Here is a 15,493-nt window from a genome sequence, read left to right as displayed (position 1 = left end):
CGCCGACATCCTGGACGATCTGCTGGCTGAGGCCGGCGAGGAGTTCGCCGGGGCGGTGAGCGTCTGATGACGCAGCTCTTCGTCCTGCTGACGATGTCCGCCCCCGCTCCCGGCGGCGCTCGCCAGGTCACGATCGCGCGGACCTTCGTGGTCGCCGCCGGCGCCACCCGCACCGAGGTCTACATGTGGGCCCGGAGCCAGTGCCCGCCGGAGTTCGCCAACGGCAACGTCCTGTTCTTCTCCGTCGAGCCCAACGTCCTGCCCGTCATCGAGGCGGTGGCCGGCCAATGAGCAACACCACTCCCGTCCCTTCCCCTGAGCCGGACGACGTCGCGCGGGGCCTGGATGAGCTGGCGCGCTATGTGGCCGGCCACGCCCCGGCGTCGAACGTCGCCGGCGTCGACCAGGAGGAGGGCGAGACCAAGCGGGTGCGTGCTTTGCGCGTGCGGGTGGCTGAGGCTCACCGGCTCCTGGCGCTTCAGGAGGATGAGGCGCCGCTGCTGGTGGACACCGACAAGGTGCGCAAGCGGCGGGCCCGGGTCATCGAGGCCGCCCGGTTGCACGAGTTGACGCTGGACCCGGCGGCGTTGGCCTACCGGGACGCGCGGGTGCGCAGGGTCACCACGGTGATGACGATGACCGCTGCGTGCATCGCCCTGGCCGTCAGCTCGATCGGCGTTCAGCACTCGGTCGCCGAGGGCCTGGGCCTGGGCGAGGGTTCGCCTACCTGGTGGGCGGCGTTCGGGGTGGAGCCCGCGCTGTCGCTGCCGCTGCTGGCGACGGTCGGTGTCCAGGCGTACTCGGCGATGCGGGGCCGGGTGGTCGACCGCACGAGTCCGGCCGGCAAGCGGCTGTTTTGGACGGAGACGCTGCTGCTGGGGCTGACGCTGGTGCTCAACTGCTGGCCGGCCTTCGCGGGATTGGTCACGTTCGATGTGCTGCCGCTGATCGTGCACAGCTTGGGTCCGGTCGCCGCGGTGGTGGCGGTGTGGACGCTGCCGACGCTGTGGTCGGTGCTGGCGGTGCTCCCGTCCGGTGCCCCTACTGGCCCTACGTACAGGGCAAACGCCGCCCTGCTGACTCGCGTCCGTGAGCTGATCGAATCCGGGGAGCTGCCGCAGAGCCCGAGCGCCACCCGGATTCAGCGGACGCTGCGGTGCGGGATGGACGACGCCCGCGCCGTCCGCGACGAGCTGGCGAGTGGCGCGTGATGCCCCGCGCGAGAAGGTCTGCCCCGGCGTCGACCGGTCGCCGCCGCGCCGAGACGTTGGTCGGTCACCTGGTCGGCGTCGCCGCCACGTCGCTGCTGGTCTACGTCGGTCTCGACCATCTGGCGCCGGTCAGCGACGCGGTGGCCCTGTGGTGCTCGGGGCTGGCGGCCGGCCTTTGCTCGCTGCCCGCCTGGACCGTCATCCGCCGCCGCCTGGCCTCGACCCTCGCCCCCTCCCCTGCCCCGTCGACCTCCCGCCGAGGTGCCAAATGACCGCCCCCACCGATCCGCCCGTGGTCTACGTGATCACCGACCTGGACCCGCCCACCACGCCTCCGCCCATCGCGTCGGGCGCCGTCGAGCCGCCGGCCGACCTCGACCCCTACGCCGCGCTGTGGGCCGCGGTGCAGCCGGTGATGGCGATGGCCGTCGTGGTGGTCTCGCTGCTCGGCACCACCGCGCTGGCCGCCGGGCTGCTGCTGGGCTGGCCGCCGCTGGCGCTGGGCTTGGCCGCCGTGGCCGCGCTGCCCGCGCTGGTGGTGCTGGTCGACCTGATCGGCGCGCGGGCGGGCTGGCCGCCGCTGGCCTGGACCGCCGCCCGCATCGTCGCCTCCCGCCGCCCCACCACCAAGGAGAGCCCCCGTGGCTGAGCCCTCCGGGAAGACCCGGATCCCCGAGCTGTCGACCATCGAGATCAACTCCACCTCGGCGCTGAAGAAGTACGTCGACGCCTCGCGCGCTCTGGCCCGGGACTTCTCGGTGGAGCTGGAGTGGGGGGCCGAGGAGATCACCGCCGTGCTGACCGCGACCGGCAAGGGCAACCCGTGGCTGATGGGCGTGGACGTCAAGTGGCGTGCCCGCCGGGTCGCCGCCCGGGCCCGCCGCGCCGCCGAGCTCCAGCGCGGCGCCGCCGTGGAGCTGGTGCGGCTGTGGCAGGACTTCGTCATCCAGTTCGCCCCGGCGCTGGAGAAGCACAAGCAGGCCGCCAAGACCTTCGACTTCGACACCTGACCGGCCCCGCCCCCGCCGGCAGCACCCTGCACGCCTGACCTGAACCGGGAGAACCCTGATGGGCAAGAAGACCACCGCCGCGGCGGTCACCCCTCGCGTCGCCTCCGCTGGTGGCGTGAGTTCGCACAACATCCTCGGCGACCTGGCCGCCAAGGGGCTGTCCAAGGCCGCCCCGCACACCGTCCCGTGGATCCTCGGCGCCGGGATGCTGCCGGTCGGTGCCATCACCCACGCCACGTGGGGCACCGCCGAAGCGCTGCCGTGGGCCTCGGCTGCCCTAGCGCTGTCGGGTGCCGCACTGACCGGGGTCACCTGGGCGGTGTCGCGCTACCGGCACACGCTGGGCCGGATGCAGTCGACCGGCACCACGGCGGTGGCCTCGGGGTGGCTGCTGGCCGCGACCATCACCGGGCCGACCATGCGGCCGACGCTGGATCTGGGGCTGTGGCTGGGCGGCACGCTGGCCGCGGCGTGGAACATCCGCAACGTGGTGCGCCCGCACGAGGCAGGCGAGGCCGGCGGCTCGCCGATGACCGGGGTGAGCCTGTTCAAGAGGCTGCTCACCGGCACCGCCGAGAAGGCCGGCCTGGACGTCGCGGTCACAGGCGTCCAGGCCGAGCCGCACCGCATCACCGGCACCGTCGAGCTCGCGGAGGGGCACACCGTGGAGGACCTGCAGCGCGCCATTCCCACCATGGAGGCCGCCGGGCGGCTGCCGTCCGGGACGCTGGTCGCCACGCCCAACCCCCGCGACGCCGGCGCCCCCACCATGACGCTGTCCAACCCGCTGCTGTTGGAGGAGCCGATCCTGTGGCCCGGCCCCTCCCGGCCCGGCGGCAGCATCGCCGAGCCGCTGCGCGTCGGCGTCTTCCAGGACGGCACCCCGATCGAGATCGTGCTGCCCGGCTCGCACATCCAGATCATGGGCATGACGGGGTCGGCCAAGTCGACCGGCATCGGCTGGACGATCCTGGGCGAGATCTTCACCCGCCACGACGTGGTGGTGCTGTTTGTCGACATCACCAAGGGACGCCAGACCGCCGGGCCGATGGAACCGGCGCTGCACCGCCTGGAGGGCACCGTGGCCGGCGCCCAGGCCGTGATGAACCAGATCCAGGCCATCCTGTCGCAGCGCACCGACGACCTGGCCGCGCTCGACCTGCTCAAGTGGGCGCCCGGCTGCGGCCTTCCCTACATGGTGCTGTGGATCGAGGAGGCCGCCGACGTCTTCGACAAGATCGAGATGACCGAGTTCGTCAACCTCATGCGCGCGCTCCGCTCGGCGGGCGGGTCGATCGTGTGGAGCCTTCAGCGGGCCGACTCCACCCAGATGCCCACCATGGTCAAGGGCCAGGGCGCCGCGTGGATCTGCGCCGGGGTCGCCAACTCCCATGACGCCGGATGGGGCCTGTCGGACGACCAGGAGGAGGCCGGCGCCAAGCCCGAACGATGGGGCGCCTCCAAGCCCGGCATGGCCTACGTCCAGGTGCCCGGCGTCGACCGCGAGCGCATCGCGATGCCCGGCCGGTTCTACGACTGGGGCACCACCGACGAGCGGCGCGTGGCCGCGATGCGCGCGCACGCCCTGGCGTGGCCGGCCACCAGAAAGCCTGTCGACCCCACCACCGCCAAGGTGTGCGTCACCACCACCGCCGTCCAGGGCCAGACCGACGACCGCCGAGACGAGTTGGAGACCACCAGCGTGATCCGCGAGTACGTCACCCCCAACGGCGAGCTGGACGGCGCGGACGCCACCATGCCGCCGGTCGACCCCGACGCGCCGCTGGCCGACGTCGCCGACGTCCCCCTCGGCGACCCCGACGCGGTCAAGATGAGCCCCGATCAGGCCCGCGAGGTCCTGGACCAGGCCCTCGCCGAGTTCGCCGACGGCCGGCCCTTCGGCCCCAAGGAACTGGGCCACGTCCTGACCACCACCGGGCTCAAGCGTGGCTGGATCCAGAAGGTTCTCAAAGAGCGCGTCGAGGCCGGCGTCCTGGACCACGACCCCGACGCGCGCGATCAGCGCGCCTACCGGGTCCGCGCCCTCACCAACGCCTGACCAAGATCACCCCCCGCGCGGGCGCGCGGGCTCCCGACGCGGAGCAGCGCCCGTGACAGGGGCCCGGGGTGTCACGAGCGGCGTGACAGGCAGAGAACTACAGGTCAGACCCCTCGTGACACCCCCGTGACACCCCCGCGTGACACCCGACAAAACACCGCAAAACCCCCGCCGTGACAGCCCCTGGCATCGCGCGTGACACCCCTTCGGCCCGGCTGTGACACACCCCGGTTACCCACGAGAGGACGACCATCATGCAGACCACCCGCCGCCGCTCCATCGCCTACCGACTCGGGCTGACGCTCCCCTTCACGACTCTGCTCATCGGCTCGCTCGCGCTCCTGGCCCTGGCCACCGTCTCGAGCATGGCGGTGTTCTACGGCGTCGCCTGCGCCGTCGCCCTGCTCGCCGGCGTCACCTGGACCCGCCAAGTCCAGTGCGAGACATGCGGCGACTCCCTCGAAGAGCCCGCCATCCCCGCGGCCGCCGACCGGCGCTGAGGTTGCGTATGCCCGCCCGGCCGGCACCGGGCGGGTGTACGGAGCAGCAGCTCCCCCGGGGCCGATCGGTCCTGAGACGACAAAACCCCGGAACGCCACTCCGACCAAGAAGCACGTTCCGGGGCCCCATCACTGGGAGGTCCATCATGGCGACCCGCTCCCGCGGCGGCAACGGCAGCCCCAACGACACCCCCACCGTGCCGCTCAAGAGCTGTCCCAGCCACCCCGGCGTGCTTACCTCCGGCTCCTGCCCCGCCTGCCAGCGGGGGACCAAGTGACCGAGTCCCTGATCTACATCTCCTGCGGGTGCATCTGGACAGGCGATACGCGCATCTTGGCCTGCGTCGCGCACACCCACCGCCACTGACACGGCTCCCGACACTGTGAAGGCCCGCCGGAATCTCGTCTCCGGCGGGCCTTCGTCATGGATCTTGGACACGCTAGGCGAAGTCGAAGAGGTCATGGTCGACACGCCGGCCCCTTGATGTGATCCCGAATCCCTCCGCGGCCACTCGATAGGCGTTACGGGCGCGGTATGCCTCACTGAAAGACGTCTGCGGAACCGCCCGCCGCTCTAGGTGCAGCAGGTCGTGGCCAACCAGCTCCCGCAGGCCCTTGTTACGAGTCTCGTCACTGAGGTCGTACCGTTCGCGGCCGACGCGCGGGGAGATCCAGATGCTTTGGTCGGTACGACCTCGTTGCTCGTGAAGAGCAGCAAGGTACATCGCGACAGCTGCTCCGGAGAGCTCCGCCACCCAACCCTCTGTCCAGAACTTGGCCTCGAGTTGGACGTAGAAGTGCTGCTCTCGCTCCTTGGCGGAGCGCTTGTGGGCTGGTTTTGCCAGAGGCCCGGGAGATTGGTATCGCCTACCGGCGCCGGCATCATCAAGCAGATGGACGCGTGTCGCGTCCCCCGGGCGACGGTCCAGCGCCACAAAGTCCTCCTTCTCCAGCCACTGCAGCGCGTCTTGGACGCGTCGTGCACCGGCAGGGCCAGGAAGGCCGAGAAGCGTCGCCAGTTGTTGAGCGGGATAGGCGAAGACCGGATCGTCCCTGCCTCGGGCCAGCCACAGCAGTGAGAGGTAGAGCTTCAGCCTGGTCGCTCCGCCACGGCCACCACCTCCCCGGAGGATGCGAGCCATGGGAGGCACTGGGGCGTCCGCGGAAGATCGGGCGATGAACCGGTATCGAACGGCCGCGCTAGTAGCTCCGGCCTGTTGAGCAGCCTGGAGGCTCACATGGCGCTGCTGGTCGTACTGGACAAATTTACTGATCTCTTTTTTCGCGGGCATTATCGCCTCGATTTTTTTAAAGTTGCAGGTGAGGAGGAGGCCGGTCTAATTCTTTTATGTACACTCCTCATGGGTCTATCCTACAGTGTCATACCGCTGTAAGCGTAGTGGTAGATAGGCTATAGTAGGTAGATCGTAGCTTCTCCGTTGGAGTGGCCATGCATGAATTGGAGGGTAGGACTAGCTTAATCTCGCGCAAGGTGCTACGGTGATCTCAAGTCGACCGAAGAGGAGCAGCGGGATCGGGGCACTGTAGGCCTCTGTCTCGTGACCGATCCGGAGGAAGATCAGTAGCAGATGGAGTCACACAGGGAGCCTCGTAATCGCCCGGTCTCATAGCCGGGCGGAGGTGTATCCGAGCGGTGGCTCACCAGGCACACTTGTCGGTGTCAGGCTGTTACGAGGGCAGTCCCTGGGTACCCGGGGACTGCCCTTCTGCGTTTCAGCACCCGCCGCCGCTGAGCTCGCCTTGAACGCGTGACCGACGCTTCCCATGGGGGTGCACGGCATTGCATGTTCCGGGAATCGACATTCCCGTACCTAGATCAACGTTCGCGTGGGGGGTTGAGTCGAGCGGCCAACTCGGCGGTGAGGGCCTGGGCCACGTCGTCGGCCTGAGTGGCGGCGGCCGTGAGCAGACGGGCCAGCACTTCGTGTTTGGGCACCAGGCCGCCGGTGGCCGCTTGGACCTGGTCGACGGCGGCGTCCAGCTCGGTGAAGGCGGCCTTGGTGGTGTAGAGGCTCCGGCGGGTCATCCCTGCGGGTGCCGGCCGAGTGCCGCCATTGCGAGAGGCCTCGCGCGAGTGTGTGTTCTGCGCGTGTGAGTCGCGTGTTACGTCTGTGTGAGAGTCACCCTGCTCGGGTGCGCCGGCCCCGAAACGCGCCGCGAGGCCGGCGGCCAGGTCCCCCACATCGGGGCGCGGGATCTCTTGGCGTCGGCTCATCGGCTGTCCCTGATGGCCTTGGCCAGGTCGCGATACCAGCCGGCGGCCGCCGATGTCGGGTCGTAGGTGACGACGGTTTGATGCGCTCTCCACGCCTCTCGGATGGTGCTGCGGTCGTCGATGATGGCGAGGATCGGCAGGGGCAGGGAGCGCAGAGCGTCCAGGGCGGTCAACACGATGTTCCCGCGCCGCTTGTCGAAGAGGTTCACGACCATGCCCAACAGCTCCACTTGGAGGCGCAGACTGCGCTCCAGGGATTGCACCTGGCCGAAGAACAGCCGTAGCGCGCGCAAGGATGAGTCCTCGGATTGCACGGGGATGAACGCGCCCCCGCGGCGGCCTGGTCGACGCCGTGCCGCGACCAGAGCGTTGTCGGTCAGCGCGCCCAAAGACGGCGGGCAGTCGATCAGGCAGACCTCATAGTCGTCTTCAACCTGCTCCAGCAGGTGACTGAGCCGGTGCTCCTTGCCCTGCGCCGCGTACAGCTGCGGCTCCAGCAGGAACATGTCCAGGCTCCAGGGCACGACGTCGACCCCGGAGGAGTGCGGGGCGATGAGGTCGCGGAAGGCGCCTGTGTACTTGCCGAGCATGGCGTGATGCAGGGTCGCCGGCTCGGTGGGTTCGGATATGCCGAGGGCATCGGACAGGTGCCCTTGCGGGTCCAGGTCGATGACGAGCACCCGATCCCCCGCCTCGGCAAGGGCACCCGCCAGGTTCATGGTGGTGGCGCTCTTGCCCACGCCACCCTTCTGGTTGGCCACTGCGTAGATCTCCACGCGGCTGACCGTAGACCTTCACACGGGCAACACACCAGCATGTACACGCAGAGCACGCGCGTAACACGTATCTCACATGGGCGTGTGCCAATGTTGCTCGATGGCGGTGGCCGACGCAGGAGGCCGCCGGCGCCGATCGGCCCCGGCCTGCTACGCCGAGAACCGGAGTGCGCCGATCGTCCGACGGGGGATCAGACGGCGGATCTCATATGTTGCTGCTGCGGAAAGGGCTGCATGATCATGCAGATGCGGGCTGGATAATCGGACACCCGGGGACGAATCGGCACTCGATCGGGCCTCACAGATGCCCCGTCCGATGTTTCCGCAGGTCACGGGCTTGGACTTACCGGTCAGAGCTCAGATTCTGTCCTGTTACCACTAAGTAGAGTTTTTCGCCGTAGCGTTGTAGGCATGTGCAGGCGGGCGCGGCGGCATTCAGGCGGCAGGAGACCGCAGCGTGCCTCACGAGCGCTCATCACAGTGTCTGGCGCGACCATGCTGTGCAGTGTGCTGTCGAACTTCGACTCCTGGCCTGCCTGGCACCAGCTCGCCTTTGGCCTGGCAGCAGTCGCGGGGACCGCAGTGTTGGCCGTCCCCGCACCGCTACGAAAAAAAATAAGCCCCGTCGTTGTTACAAAAAAAACAACTTCCGCATTGTTCAACGATCCATTGGGGATCTGATTCGGCCTAGAGGGGTGCTCTGGAGGGGGGCGAGCGCCGGAGAGCCATTCGGTGGTTTCCATGGCCTGGTCAGATCAGGTGCTAGACGCTAGATGCCTGGCTGTGCCCGTGATCGGGTGCTAGCGGGGGTGCTAGGTCTAGCAGGGCCGACCGCTAGAAGTTCGCCGGGTGCTAGAGGAACTGAGCCGTTCGGCGATGTGCTCCAGGCGCTCGGGCGGCGGCCTTGCTCCGGTCGGTGGGAGCGTGCCCGGCGGCGCCGGCCGGGACCGGCCGAAGAGCCGCATGCCCGGTCCGGCTGGCCGCGAAGGCGCGCGGCCCGGCCGCGCGGCCGCCGGCCGCCGCCCCTTGATCCCTATGAGAACAATTCGGCAGTCGGCTCAGTGGTTGGCGTTCTCTTGCGCCTGGGCCAACCGGTTGACTGCTGAGGCGAGCGCAAGGATGGCGAACACCTTCGCTGTCTCGGGGTTGTCGTGCGCGGCCATCATCGCCCTGTTCTCGTGCTCGCCGGGTTCGTACATGGCTTGGGTCATCGCCATCTCCTCTGTCCGGGGGAAACCGTCCAGAGGTTGCCCGCGCGGTTCTTTCGGCAACCGCGAAGAGGCGCCCGCCGCCGGCGGGCGCCCTTGAAACCGTAAAGATAATTCTCATTGGATCTTGGTCGGGGGTCGTGGACGTGGGCCCGTGGATCGAGATGCTTAGGTACATCGCGCATTCGTCGGCGTCGTCCTGGCGCTCGCACCCCGGGCCGGGGCTCGGCTCCCACACCCGAGCGCCGAGCAGCAGCGCGGCGATTCCCCGCGGCAAACCTTCCTCCGCCTACCGTCGGCGCCCCGTCACCGGGCTTCGTGGTGTGCACGAAGTCGGTGACGGGGCGCAGGTGGTTGGGGCTGCCGCTAGCTGCCGGTGCTCTCAACTCCTCGGATGATCGCGCGGCGGAGCTGTTTTTCCATGTTCCAGTGCCAGGCGTAGTGACGGTCGGGGTTGACGACCCAGGCACCGCAGTCCTCGCACTCCGAGCCCCCTGGGGCCTCGTCGCCGGCCTCGAGGGTGCGGCTGTCGGGGGTACTACGAGTGGCGGTGTCGTTGTTCGGCTCCGTCTTGGTCGCCACGTTCGTGAACGGCACCACGGTGCGCGGCTCGGTCGTGCCGGCGGTGGAAGACAGGCCCAGGGGGGCGACCTCCTCGCGAGCCTGCACCCACAGCGGCCGCCAGAAGCCGTCGATATCGGTGCTGCAGATGTCGAACTCCCGCAGCAGCGCCTCCACCAGCGTCCACGACGGCGGCCGCCCCGTGGACCCGGACATGGCCTTGGAGATGGACGCCACGGAGACGGCGCCGTCGACGGCTTTGCTCGTAAGAGCGCGGTGGAGTCTGCGCAGCGGCGGTTCCCCGGCTTGGCGCCAGGCCAACTTCAGCTCGTCGGCCAGGCGGCGCCTGGCCGACTCGGGCTCGGCCGGCGTCGGCCTGGGCCGTTCCCACCCCACGCGCATGGACGTGCTGTACGCGAATTTGTGGACGTCGCAGTTGCCGACCAGCCACTGCTTGACGCGCACCTCGAACTCGGGTGTCGAGTTCAGCAGGTACTGGACGACGGCGTTCGCGTAGCGCATCGGCATGTAGCCGGCGGTCGCGTCCAGCAGCTTCTTGGCCGCCCGCAGCGGCGTGGACAACTCGCTAACGTCCTTGAAGATCGTCGAGGACACGAAGAAGGTGTCCGTGGGGATCCCGTCGCGCATCGCGTCGTACAGGTCCTTGGCCTCCTTCAACCCCATGGACGCGTCGCCTGCGCGCAGGGCTCCGATGGCCTGGATGCCCCGCCCGCGCTCCATGAGGACGTAGGCCTCGCGGAGCGCGTCTGTGGGCATGGTGATCTCATACAGGGTGATCAAGCGACGACCTCCCCCTGAACCGGTGTCGCCGGCTGGTCTTTGCCAGGCCGGGGCGCCGGTAGCTGCTCGGAGGCGCCGGGCAACTGCTCGGCGACGCCCTGCTTGACCCAGGACAGCACCGTGCGTGCCACCAGCGAACGCGCGGTGAAGGCCAGCGGCGGCACGCCGGTGAGCACCACGCGGGTGACGTAGGCGGCTACCAGCACGGCGCTGGTCGAGCCGCCCAGTGACTCCCACAGTGAGTGCCCCAGGAACAGCAGATAGGCCGCGAAGCCGAGATGGGACAGGAGCGCCAGGCCGAAGGTCACCCCATGGTCGGGGCAGGCGCGGGCCCCAGCCACAGGGCCGGGGCTGATCGAATTGGACAACAGCGCACCTCTCTGCGGTCAGAAGGCGCGCGACGCTCTCGCGTGTTGCGTACATGGAGTGCACGTGTGCTCGCGGTGGCGCCGCACTCCTCCTCAACCCGTTGGTCCAGGCGGGGCTCACGCACGGGTGTGCGCGAGTCATGCTCCACAGTTGGGCGTTTCGTGGTGCTTTGACTGGCATCGCCGCAACACCGCCCACATACAGAGCGAGGTTCTGCTCTGGCCGCCGCAGAATGCGGGAGTTGGCCGTCACGGAACCCTTGGTAAAAGAATTACATCACGCCGGGCTCTTGACAAGCCCGAGGGGCAAATGATCTTCGCTCGCAGAGGGTGACCGGTTCGACCGGCGACCGATCTAAGGGTTGCCTTACTGCCACTCCATGGCTGGCGCGCAACAAGTTATAAATGGAAAGGAAAAGCCAAAGAATGCGCGCGTCGCGGACACAAGTCGAGAGGCGATATTCGTCTGGGCAGTCGATTCAAGCGCGTTGAATCGGGGAGCGCTTAGGCCAAAAAACGAAGAGGCCCCCCGTGCCAGCGGAGAGCCTCTTCCCTATCTCCGAATGCCCCGCCTGGACCAACAGATCGGTGCTCCGGAAGTGTTTCAGTATGGGAAATTGCGCAGATCGAAGGGTGAGCATGCGCGGGTCGCAACCCGCGAAGCGTTAGCTCCAACCACTCCAGCGCAGAACTGTACGAGGCAGAGCCTGCCCCTCAACCGGGGAGTGCCGCCTCTCCTAGGCTCGCTACGGCATGCGGTGATGCTCCACAGGCGCCGCGATGCAAGCCTTGTGCAGGCACGACCCCTGGACGGAAGCCCAGTTCTGGCCTGGGACGCTGCGGGACTGGGCGCCGCAGCGGGGATCGGGAGTTGCCGTGGGGTCAGATCATTCATCAGCTTCTCCTCTCCAGAGCCGGCGGCGGGCGGGACAAGGCAGATACTCAAGCTAGCAACCCGGGATCTTACCTCACCGGTCAGCGGTGGTTGCCCTCCCGCAAAACTTTGCATCTCTCGCTTGCATCGGAGCTAGTACCTACAGGAAAGGTTTACGTTTTGAAACGAAACAGCCTGGCCGTGAAACGATACTGAACGCTACTCGTGTGGAACGAAACGTTGGCTCGTGTATTTATAGACCCTGCGCGGCGTCACAGGTACCCCTCTGGACATCTCATCATTGGACTCTTCGGCGCCGCAGCATGAGCAGGCGGTCCAGTCGGCATCTAAGAGCTATCGACTCGCACAGTCGTTACTCCACTTTATCGATAGCCGCAATATCGTTTTTTGGGTCCCCCGTCAGCAGGCGATACTAACACATATGCAAACCTGTTCTGGCGAGTAAAGGGGATCGTATACTCGCCGTCGTAGCGGGACGAGAGTTTCCCTCTGCGGCAGGATTATCAAAGACATCTTCGACCGCGTACTCGCGCGCATGGCCTACTACAGTCGCGGCCATTCCGCAGCGTGGTCTCACGAAGGGCGGGGCGCGCTCGGATCGGCGAGCGGGCGAGCGAGCGAGACGCTGAGCTCGGCGAGCGGCTCGGGGAAGCGCGGCTCGGAGGAGCGGGCGAGGCGCTCGGCCAAGCGCTGGCGTAGCGCGGCCAGTTGCCGGGGCTGGTCGCTAGCGGCGAGGCGGGCCGGGCGCGGCCGCGGCGCGGTGGAGCGGGCGCCGGCGGCGAGCGCGGCCAATCGGGCCTGCAAAGCGGTGCGCGTGACGGGCGCGGTCGTGGCGGCTGGTGTGGCTTGCGGCGCGGGGCGCGCGCTGTCGGCGAGCGGGCCGCTCGCCACCGGGCGCGGCATCGGCTCGGCGTGCGAGCCCGCCATGTCGCGCTCGGCGCGCTCGGCGCGAGCGCGGGCGAGCGCGCGAGCGCGGGCTAGGCGCTGCCGCTCGCCGGGCGAGCTTTCGGGGGCGCTGAGAGCGCCGCTGAGCCGCTGGCTCGGTGAAGCTGGAAGATCGGCGAGGCGGCGGGCCGGGCCGCTTACAGGACCGCGGGGATCGGGTGAGTGGGTGATGTGCGACCCATCCGGATTTACAACGTAAAGGACAGTGCGCGAGGCTAGAGCAGGCCGCGATGTGGCAGGCGAGTGGTGTCGGCCGATACCGCGTGCGGCCAGCAGCTGGCGGGCGCGCGCGGCGTGGTGGTCGACATCGACTTCGGCGGCGGCCGCCAGGGCTTGAGCGTGCTGAGCGCGGCGGATCCGCTGGTCGGCCAGCGCTCGTTCGGCGGCCGCGCTGCGCACCTGGCTGGGCAGGCGGGCACCGGGGCGGAGCCGGCCGTGTTCGTCGAGCCACATCGCCAGTCGGTGCCGGATCCATCCGGGTAGGTAGCGGGGGGTGCCGGCGAGGGTCCAGGGCTTCCCGTCCGGCAGGTGGTTGATCATGTGGATGGCGTCGCCGAGGGTGGCGCCGCAGGCGAATACGGCCCTGAGCAGGCTACGAAGGTGCCGGTCGGACACCCGCCTGAGCGTCAGGTCGGCCCGCCGGGCGGTCCGGCAGGCTTGGATCATGTCGCGCTTGGTCGCCGGCGTTGCGGACAGTGGCCAATCCGGGCCGGTGACGTTGATCTTGGTTGCCTCGCGCGCGCGCCCGCGTAGGGCGGGACTCTTGTCCCCCAGGGGGGGACAAGAGGGGGTCCGAGTTTCCTCCACAGGGCTATGAGCTGGGCAGGCGTCAGCGCGAGAGGTGACGGCCGGGACGGCCAAGACGTACTCGGCGGCCTCGTTGCCCCGCCCGTCGTCCAGCAGGCCGCACGCGGTGCCGCGCCGGTAGCGCGCGGTGGTGCCCGGGGTGACGGTGCCCAGCAGCCCGGCCCGGCGCAGCCAGGCCAGCCAGGCCGCCACCGTGGAGCGGCCAAGGCCGGTGCGCTCCATCAGCACCGCCCACGTGGGCCTGGTCGTCAGCGTCGTCCAGTCGGCATGGCGGGCCAGCACCCACACCACCGCCATCAGGTTGCGGTGCGCGTCCGCGCGCAGCGCCGCGACGTCGGGATGGGACTGCACCCCATGCACCCACACGCCCTGGGAGGCGGCACGACGGGCCCCCTCGGGCAGCGCCCGCGCGATGGCCAGCCGGCGCGGGTCGAACTCGGCCTGTACGGCCGTGGCGGCCGCAACGGCTGCGCGGCCGGATCGGGGAACGGCGACCCCGCGCCCCGGCGTGTCATCCGGGCACAGTGGGCCGACCGCCTGGCGAACTGCTATCGTCGGTCTCCAGACGTGAAACACGCGTCAGCGCCGTTCCGCTCGCCAGCCGCCAAGCATGGAGTAGAACGTCAAAGACGTGGCTGATGAAGTTGTCCGCTTAGAGGCGCCCCTACGGGGGCGCTTTCTTTTTGTCCTGGATGACTCCCCGGTGGCTTCGAGATCGAGTCAACGCCACAGCATGCCAGGCCGCGGCCTCCGACGCGGGCGTTGATGGCTGTTCCGAGGTGGGCGTGTCGCATCTTGGTAGGGCAACCGCCTGCGGGTGATCAAGCTCCTGGGGCCAGGAGCAGCAGCTCCTGGCCCTCGCTTGTTCGGAGCAATTCCGCACGTCAACCTCAGTCCGGGATCGGATACGTGAAGCTCCACACGAAGCGTGATGCTGCGTGTATCCCCCGCGCATATTCGATCGGCTGGCCATCGACGGTCCTAGTCGTACGCCGCACCTCGACCACGGGTTCGCCGGCGGGCAGCTCCAGAAGGAGCGCTTCCTCCGTTGTTGGCATCCGGGCCGCGATGTCCTCGGTGATCTCATGCGGATCAAGTCCGCGGGAGGCCAGCACGGCGAAACCGCCACCCTGGCCCGCAATGCCGGGCCGTGGATCGGTGATCGCACTGCCCTCGACATCGTCACGCCTGTAATAGCTGGTCATGGTGTGTGTCGGGAGGCCATCGCGGGTCATCACGCGGGCGCGCTCGTAGACGGGAGCGCCCACCTCGATGCCGAGGGCCTCCGCGACAACCTGGTCAGCCTCTATGAGGGTGACCTCCTGCGTCTGCCCGCCCTGCTGCTCGATCGCCTCGCTGGACGGCCGATCATCGGCATGGGCGGTAACGGTGGTGACCTGCCAGCGCTGGCGAGCGTACCGACCAGGCCCAAGCCTGCGGATCGGATGCGGTTCCCGCACATAGGCGCCGGACCCGGTTCGTGCCGTGATCAAGCCCTCCGTTTTCAGGATCGTCATGGCCTTGGTCACGGTGTTGCGTGAGACGCCGAAGCGCTCGGCGAGTTCACGCACGGTGGGCAGTCGTCCGCCGGGCGGCAGCTGCCCATTGGCGATCTCGGAGCGCAAGCTCTCCGCGATCTGGCGCGATGGAGTCGTATCTGTCATGGGATCACCGTACCCAATATTGTCGTACGACGATTCTTGACGTTCCCGAGTGGCGTGTCTACTGTCATTGTCGTACGACAAAGCGCCGTACGACAATCCCCACAAAGCGGCCCCCGGTGCTGGAACACCGGAGGCCGCGGTTGGACCATCCACCGTCAAGGAGCTGGCCCATGTCCATCATCCCGCTGTCGTTGCCTCGGCAGCCTAATCCCCCGCTCCGCGTCGCGCCTCTGGCGTACGCCCTGTCCCACATGGAGCCCGAGCTGCGGGAGCTCATCCTGCCGGGCGAGTCGTGGGACGAGATGCTCGCCCGGCGTGAGGCGGCCGCCGACATCCTGGACGATCTGCTGGCTGAGGCCGGCGAGGAGTTCGCCGGGGCGGTGAGCGTCTGATGACGCAGCTCTTCGTCCTGCTGACGATGTCCGCCCCCGCTCCCGGCGGCGCTCGCCAGG

At 68.6% G+C, this 15,493-nt stretch carries 17 protein-coding genes; 9 read left to right on the top strand and 8 right to left on the bottom strand.

The annotated features are described in order from the left end of the window. Positions 1-66: 66 nt before the first annotated feature. The 8 genes from ACFO60_RS40020 to ACFO60_RS39985 all read left to right on the top strand — a co-directional run bounded on the left by ACFO60_RS40020 (position 67) and on the right by ACFO60_RS39985 (position 5,058). The gene (locus tag ACFO60_RS40020; RefSeq protein ID WP_354931393.1) at positions 67-291 is read left to right on the top strand and encodes a hypothetical protein; all 225 of its coding nucleotides are present in this window, start codon (positions 67-69) and stop codon (positions 289-291) included. Continuing rightward, complete coding sequence (locus ACFO60_RS40015; protein WP_380852507.1) at positions 288-1,211, top strand: hypothetical protein; 924 nt, start codon at positions 288-290, stop codon at positions 1,209-1,211. The genes ACFO60_RS40020 and ACFO60_RS40015 overlap by 4 nt, the downstream gene beginning before the upstream one ends. A 56-nt stretch (positions 1,212-1,267) precedes the next feature. Continuing rightward, complete coding sequence (locus tag ACFO60_RS40010) at positions 1,268-1,483, top strand: hypothetical protein (protein ID WP_380852504.1); 216 nt, start codon at positions 1,268-1,270, stop codon at positions 1,481-1,483. Beyond that, positions 1,480-1,860 (top strand): hypothetical protein, encoded by a 381-nt coding sequence (locus tag ACFO60_RS40005; protein ID WP_380852501.1) that lies wholly within the window; start codon positions 1,480-1,482, stop codon positions 1,858-1,860. The genes ACFO60_RS40010 and ACFO60_RS40005 overlap by 4 nt, the downstream gene beginning before the upstream one ends. Continuing rightward, positions 1,853-2,221: a hypothetical protein gene (locus ACFO60_RS40000; protein ID WP_380852498.1), complete on the top strand. Its 369-nt coding sequence runs from the start codon at positions 1,853-1,855 to the stop codon at positions 2,219-2,221. Before ACFO60_RS40005 ends, ACFO60_RS40000 begins: the two co-directional genes overlap by 8 nt. A 58-nt stretch (positions 2,222-2,279) precedes the next feature. After that, positions 2,280-4,280, top strand: a complete 2,001-nt coding sequence (locus tag ACFO60_RS39995) for a hypothetical protein (RefSeq protein ID WP_380852495.1) — start codon at positions 2,280-2,282, stop codon at positions 4,278-4,280. 254 nt (positions 4,281-4,534) lie between these two features. Next, positions 4,535-4,780, top strand: a complete 246-nt coding sequence (locus ACFO60_RS39990; RefSeq protein ID WP_380852493.1) for a hypothetical protein — start codon at positions 4,535-4,537, stop codon at positions 4,778-4,780. A 146-nt stretch (positions 4,781-4,926) separates the two neighbouring features. Further along, positions 4,927-5,058 carry a hypothetical protein gene (locus ACFO60_RS39985; protein ID WP_380852490.1) on the top strand — a complete coding sequence of 44 codons (132 nt, stop codon included), beginning with the start codon at positions 4,927-4,929 and terminating at the stop codon, positions 5,056-5,058. Between the two features lie 162 nt (positions 5,059-5,220). Here the strand turns inward: ACFO60_RS39985 and ACFO60_RS39980 are convergent, their stop codons facing one another. From ACFO60_RS39980 to ACFO60_RS39945, 8 genes are all read right to left on the bottom strand, one after another. After that, on the bottom strand, positions 5,221-5,922 hold the full coding sequence (locus ACFO60_RS39980; RefSeq protein ID WP_380852487.1) for a hypothetical protein: 702 nt from the start codon (positions 5,920-5,922) through the stop codon (positions 5,221-5,223). Positions 5,923-6,617: 695 nt separating this feature from the next. Continuing rightward, a complete protein-coding gene (locus tag ACFO60_RS39975) occupies positions 6,618-6,827 on the bottom strand; it encodes a hypothetical protein (protein WP_380852484.1) in 210 nt (69 codons plus the stop codon). A 185-nt stretch (positions 6,828-7,012) separates the two neighbouring features. Next, the gene (locus tag ACFO60_RS39970; protein ID WP_380852481.1) at positions 7,013-7,792 is read right to left on the bottom strand and encodes a ParA family protein; all 780 of its coding nucleotides are present in this window, start codon (positions 7,790-7,792) and stop codon (positions 7,013-7,015) included. A gap of 1,058 nt (positions 7,793-8,850) precedes the next feature. Next, complete coding sequence (locus tag ACFO60_RS39965) at positions 8,851-9,003, bottom strand: hypothetical protein (protein WP_380852478.1); 153 nt, start codon at positions 9,001-9,003, stop codon at positions 8,851-8,853. Between the two features lie 363 nt (positions 9,004-9,366). Then, positions 9,367-10,362, bottom strand: a complete 996-nt coding sequence (locus ACFO60_RS39960) for a hypothetical protein (protein ID WP_380852475.1) — start codon at positions 10,360-10,362, stop codon at positions 9,367-9,369. Then, entirely contained in the window at positions 10,359-10,730 is a 372-nt protein-coding gene (locus tag ACFO60_RS39955; RefSeq protein ID WP_380852472.1) for a hypothetical protein, read from the bottom strand. Before ACFO60_RS39955 ends, ACFO60_RS39960 begins: the two co-directional genes overlap by 4 nt. Before the next feature lie 1,468 nt (positions 10,731-12,198). Next, positions 12,199-13,728, bottom strand: coding sequence for a hypothetical protein (locus ACFO60_RS39950; protein WP_380852469.1), 1,530 nt, complete (start codon positions 13,726-13,728; stop codon positions 12,199-12,201). Between the two features lie 539 nt (positions 13,729-14,267). Beyond that, positions 14,268-15,041: a GntR family transcriptional regulator gene (locus ACFO60_RS39945; RefSeq protein WP_380852467.1), complete on the bottom strand. Its 774-nt coding sequence runs from the start codon at positions 15,039-15,041 to the stop codon at positions 14,268-14,270. 170 nt (positions 15,042-15,211) lie between these two features. Here ACFO60_RS39945 and ACFO60_RS39940 point away from each other — a divergent pair, with 170 nt between their 5' ends. After that, complete coding sequence (locus ACFO60_RS39940) at positions 15,212-15,433, top strand: hypothetical protein (RefSeq protein WP_380852464.1); 222 nt, start codon at positions 15,212-15,214, stop codon at positions 15,431-15,433. The last annotated feature ends 60 nt before the right edge of the window (positions 15,434-15,493 follow it).

This window comes from Sphaerisporangium dianthi (assembly GCF_042654065.1).
Classification (GTDB): Bacteria; Actinomycetota; Actinomycetes; order Streptosporangiales; family Streptosporangiaceae; genus Sphaerisporangium; species Sphaerisporangium dianthi.
Note: the sequence above shows the minus strand (reverse complement) of the source record. Positions and strands in the feature narration are given on the sequence as shown.

Coding starts and splice junctions, on each gene's coding strand:
- ACFO60_RS40020 (WP_354931393.1), top strand. CDS start 67: ATGACGCAGCTCTTCGTCCTGCTGACGATGTCCGCCCCCGCTCCCGGC.
- ACFO60_RS40015 (WP_380852507.1), top strand. CDS start 288: ATGAGCAACACCACTCCCGTCCCTTCCCCTGAGCCGGACGACGTCGCG.
- ACFO60_RS40005 (WP_380852501.1), top strand. CDS start 1,480: ATGACCGCCCCCACCGATCCGCCCGTGGTCTACGTGATCACCGACCTG.
- ACFO60_RS39995 (WP_380852495.1), top strand. CDS start 2,280: ATGGGCAAGAAGACCACCGCCGCGGCGGTCACCCCTCGCGTCGCCTCC.
- ACFO60_RS39990 (WP_380852493.1), top strand. CDS start 4,535: ATGCAGACCACCCGCCGCCGCTCCATCGCCTACCGACTCGGGCTGACG.
- ACFO60_RS39985 (WP_380852490.1), top strand. CDS start 4,927: ATGGCGACCCGCTCCCGCGGCGGCAACGGCAGCCCCAACGACACCCCC.
- ACFO60_RS39980 (WP_380852487.1), bottom strand. CDS start 5,922: ATGGCTCGCATCCTCCGGGGAGGTGGTGGCCGTGGCGGAGCGACCAGG.
- ACFO60_RS39975 (WP_380852484.1), bottom strand. CDS start 6,827: ATGACCCGCCGGAGCCTCTACACCACCAAGGCCGCCTTCACCGAGCTG.
- ACFO60_RS39965 (WP_380852478.1), bottom strand. CDS start 9,003: ATGACCCAAGCCATGTACGAACCCGGCGAGCACGAGAACAGGGCGATG.
- ACFO60_RS39945 (WP_380852467.1), bottom strand. CDS start 15,041: ATGACAGATACGACTCCATCGCGCCAGATCGCGGAGAGCTTGCGCTCC.
- ACFO60_RS39940 (WP_380852464.1), top strand. CDS start 15,212: ATGTCCATCATCCCGCTGTCGTTGCCTCGGCAGCCTAATCCCCCGCTC.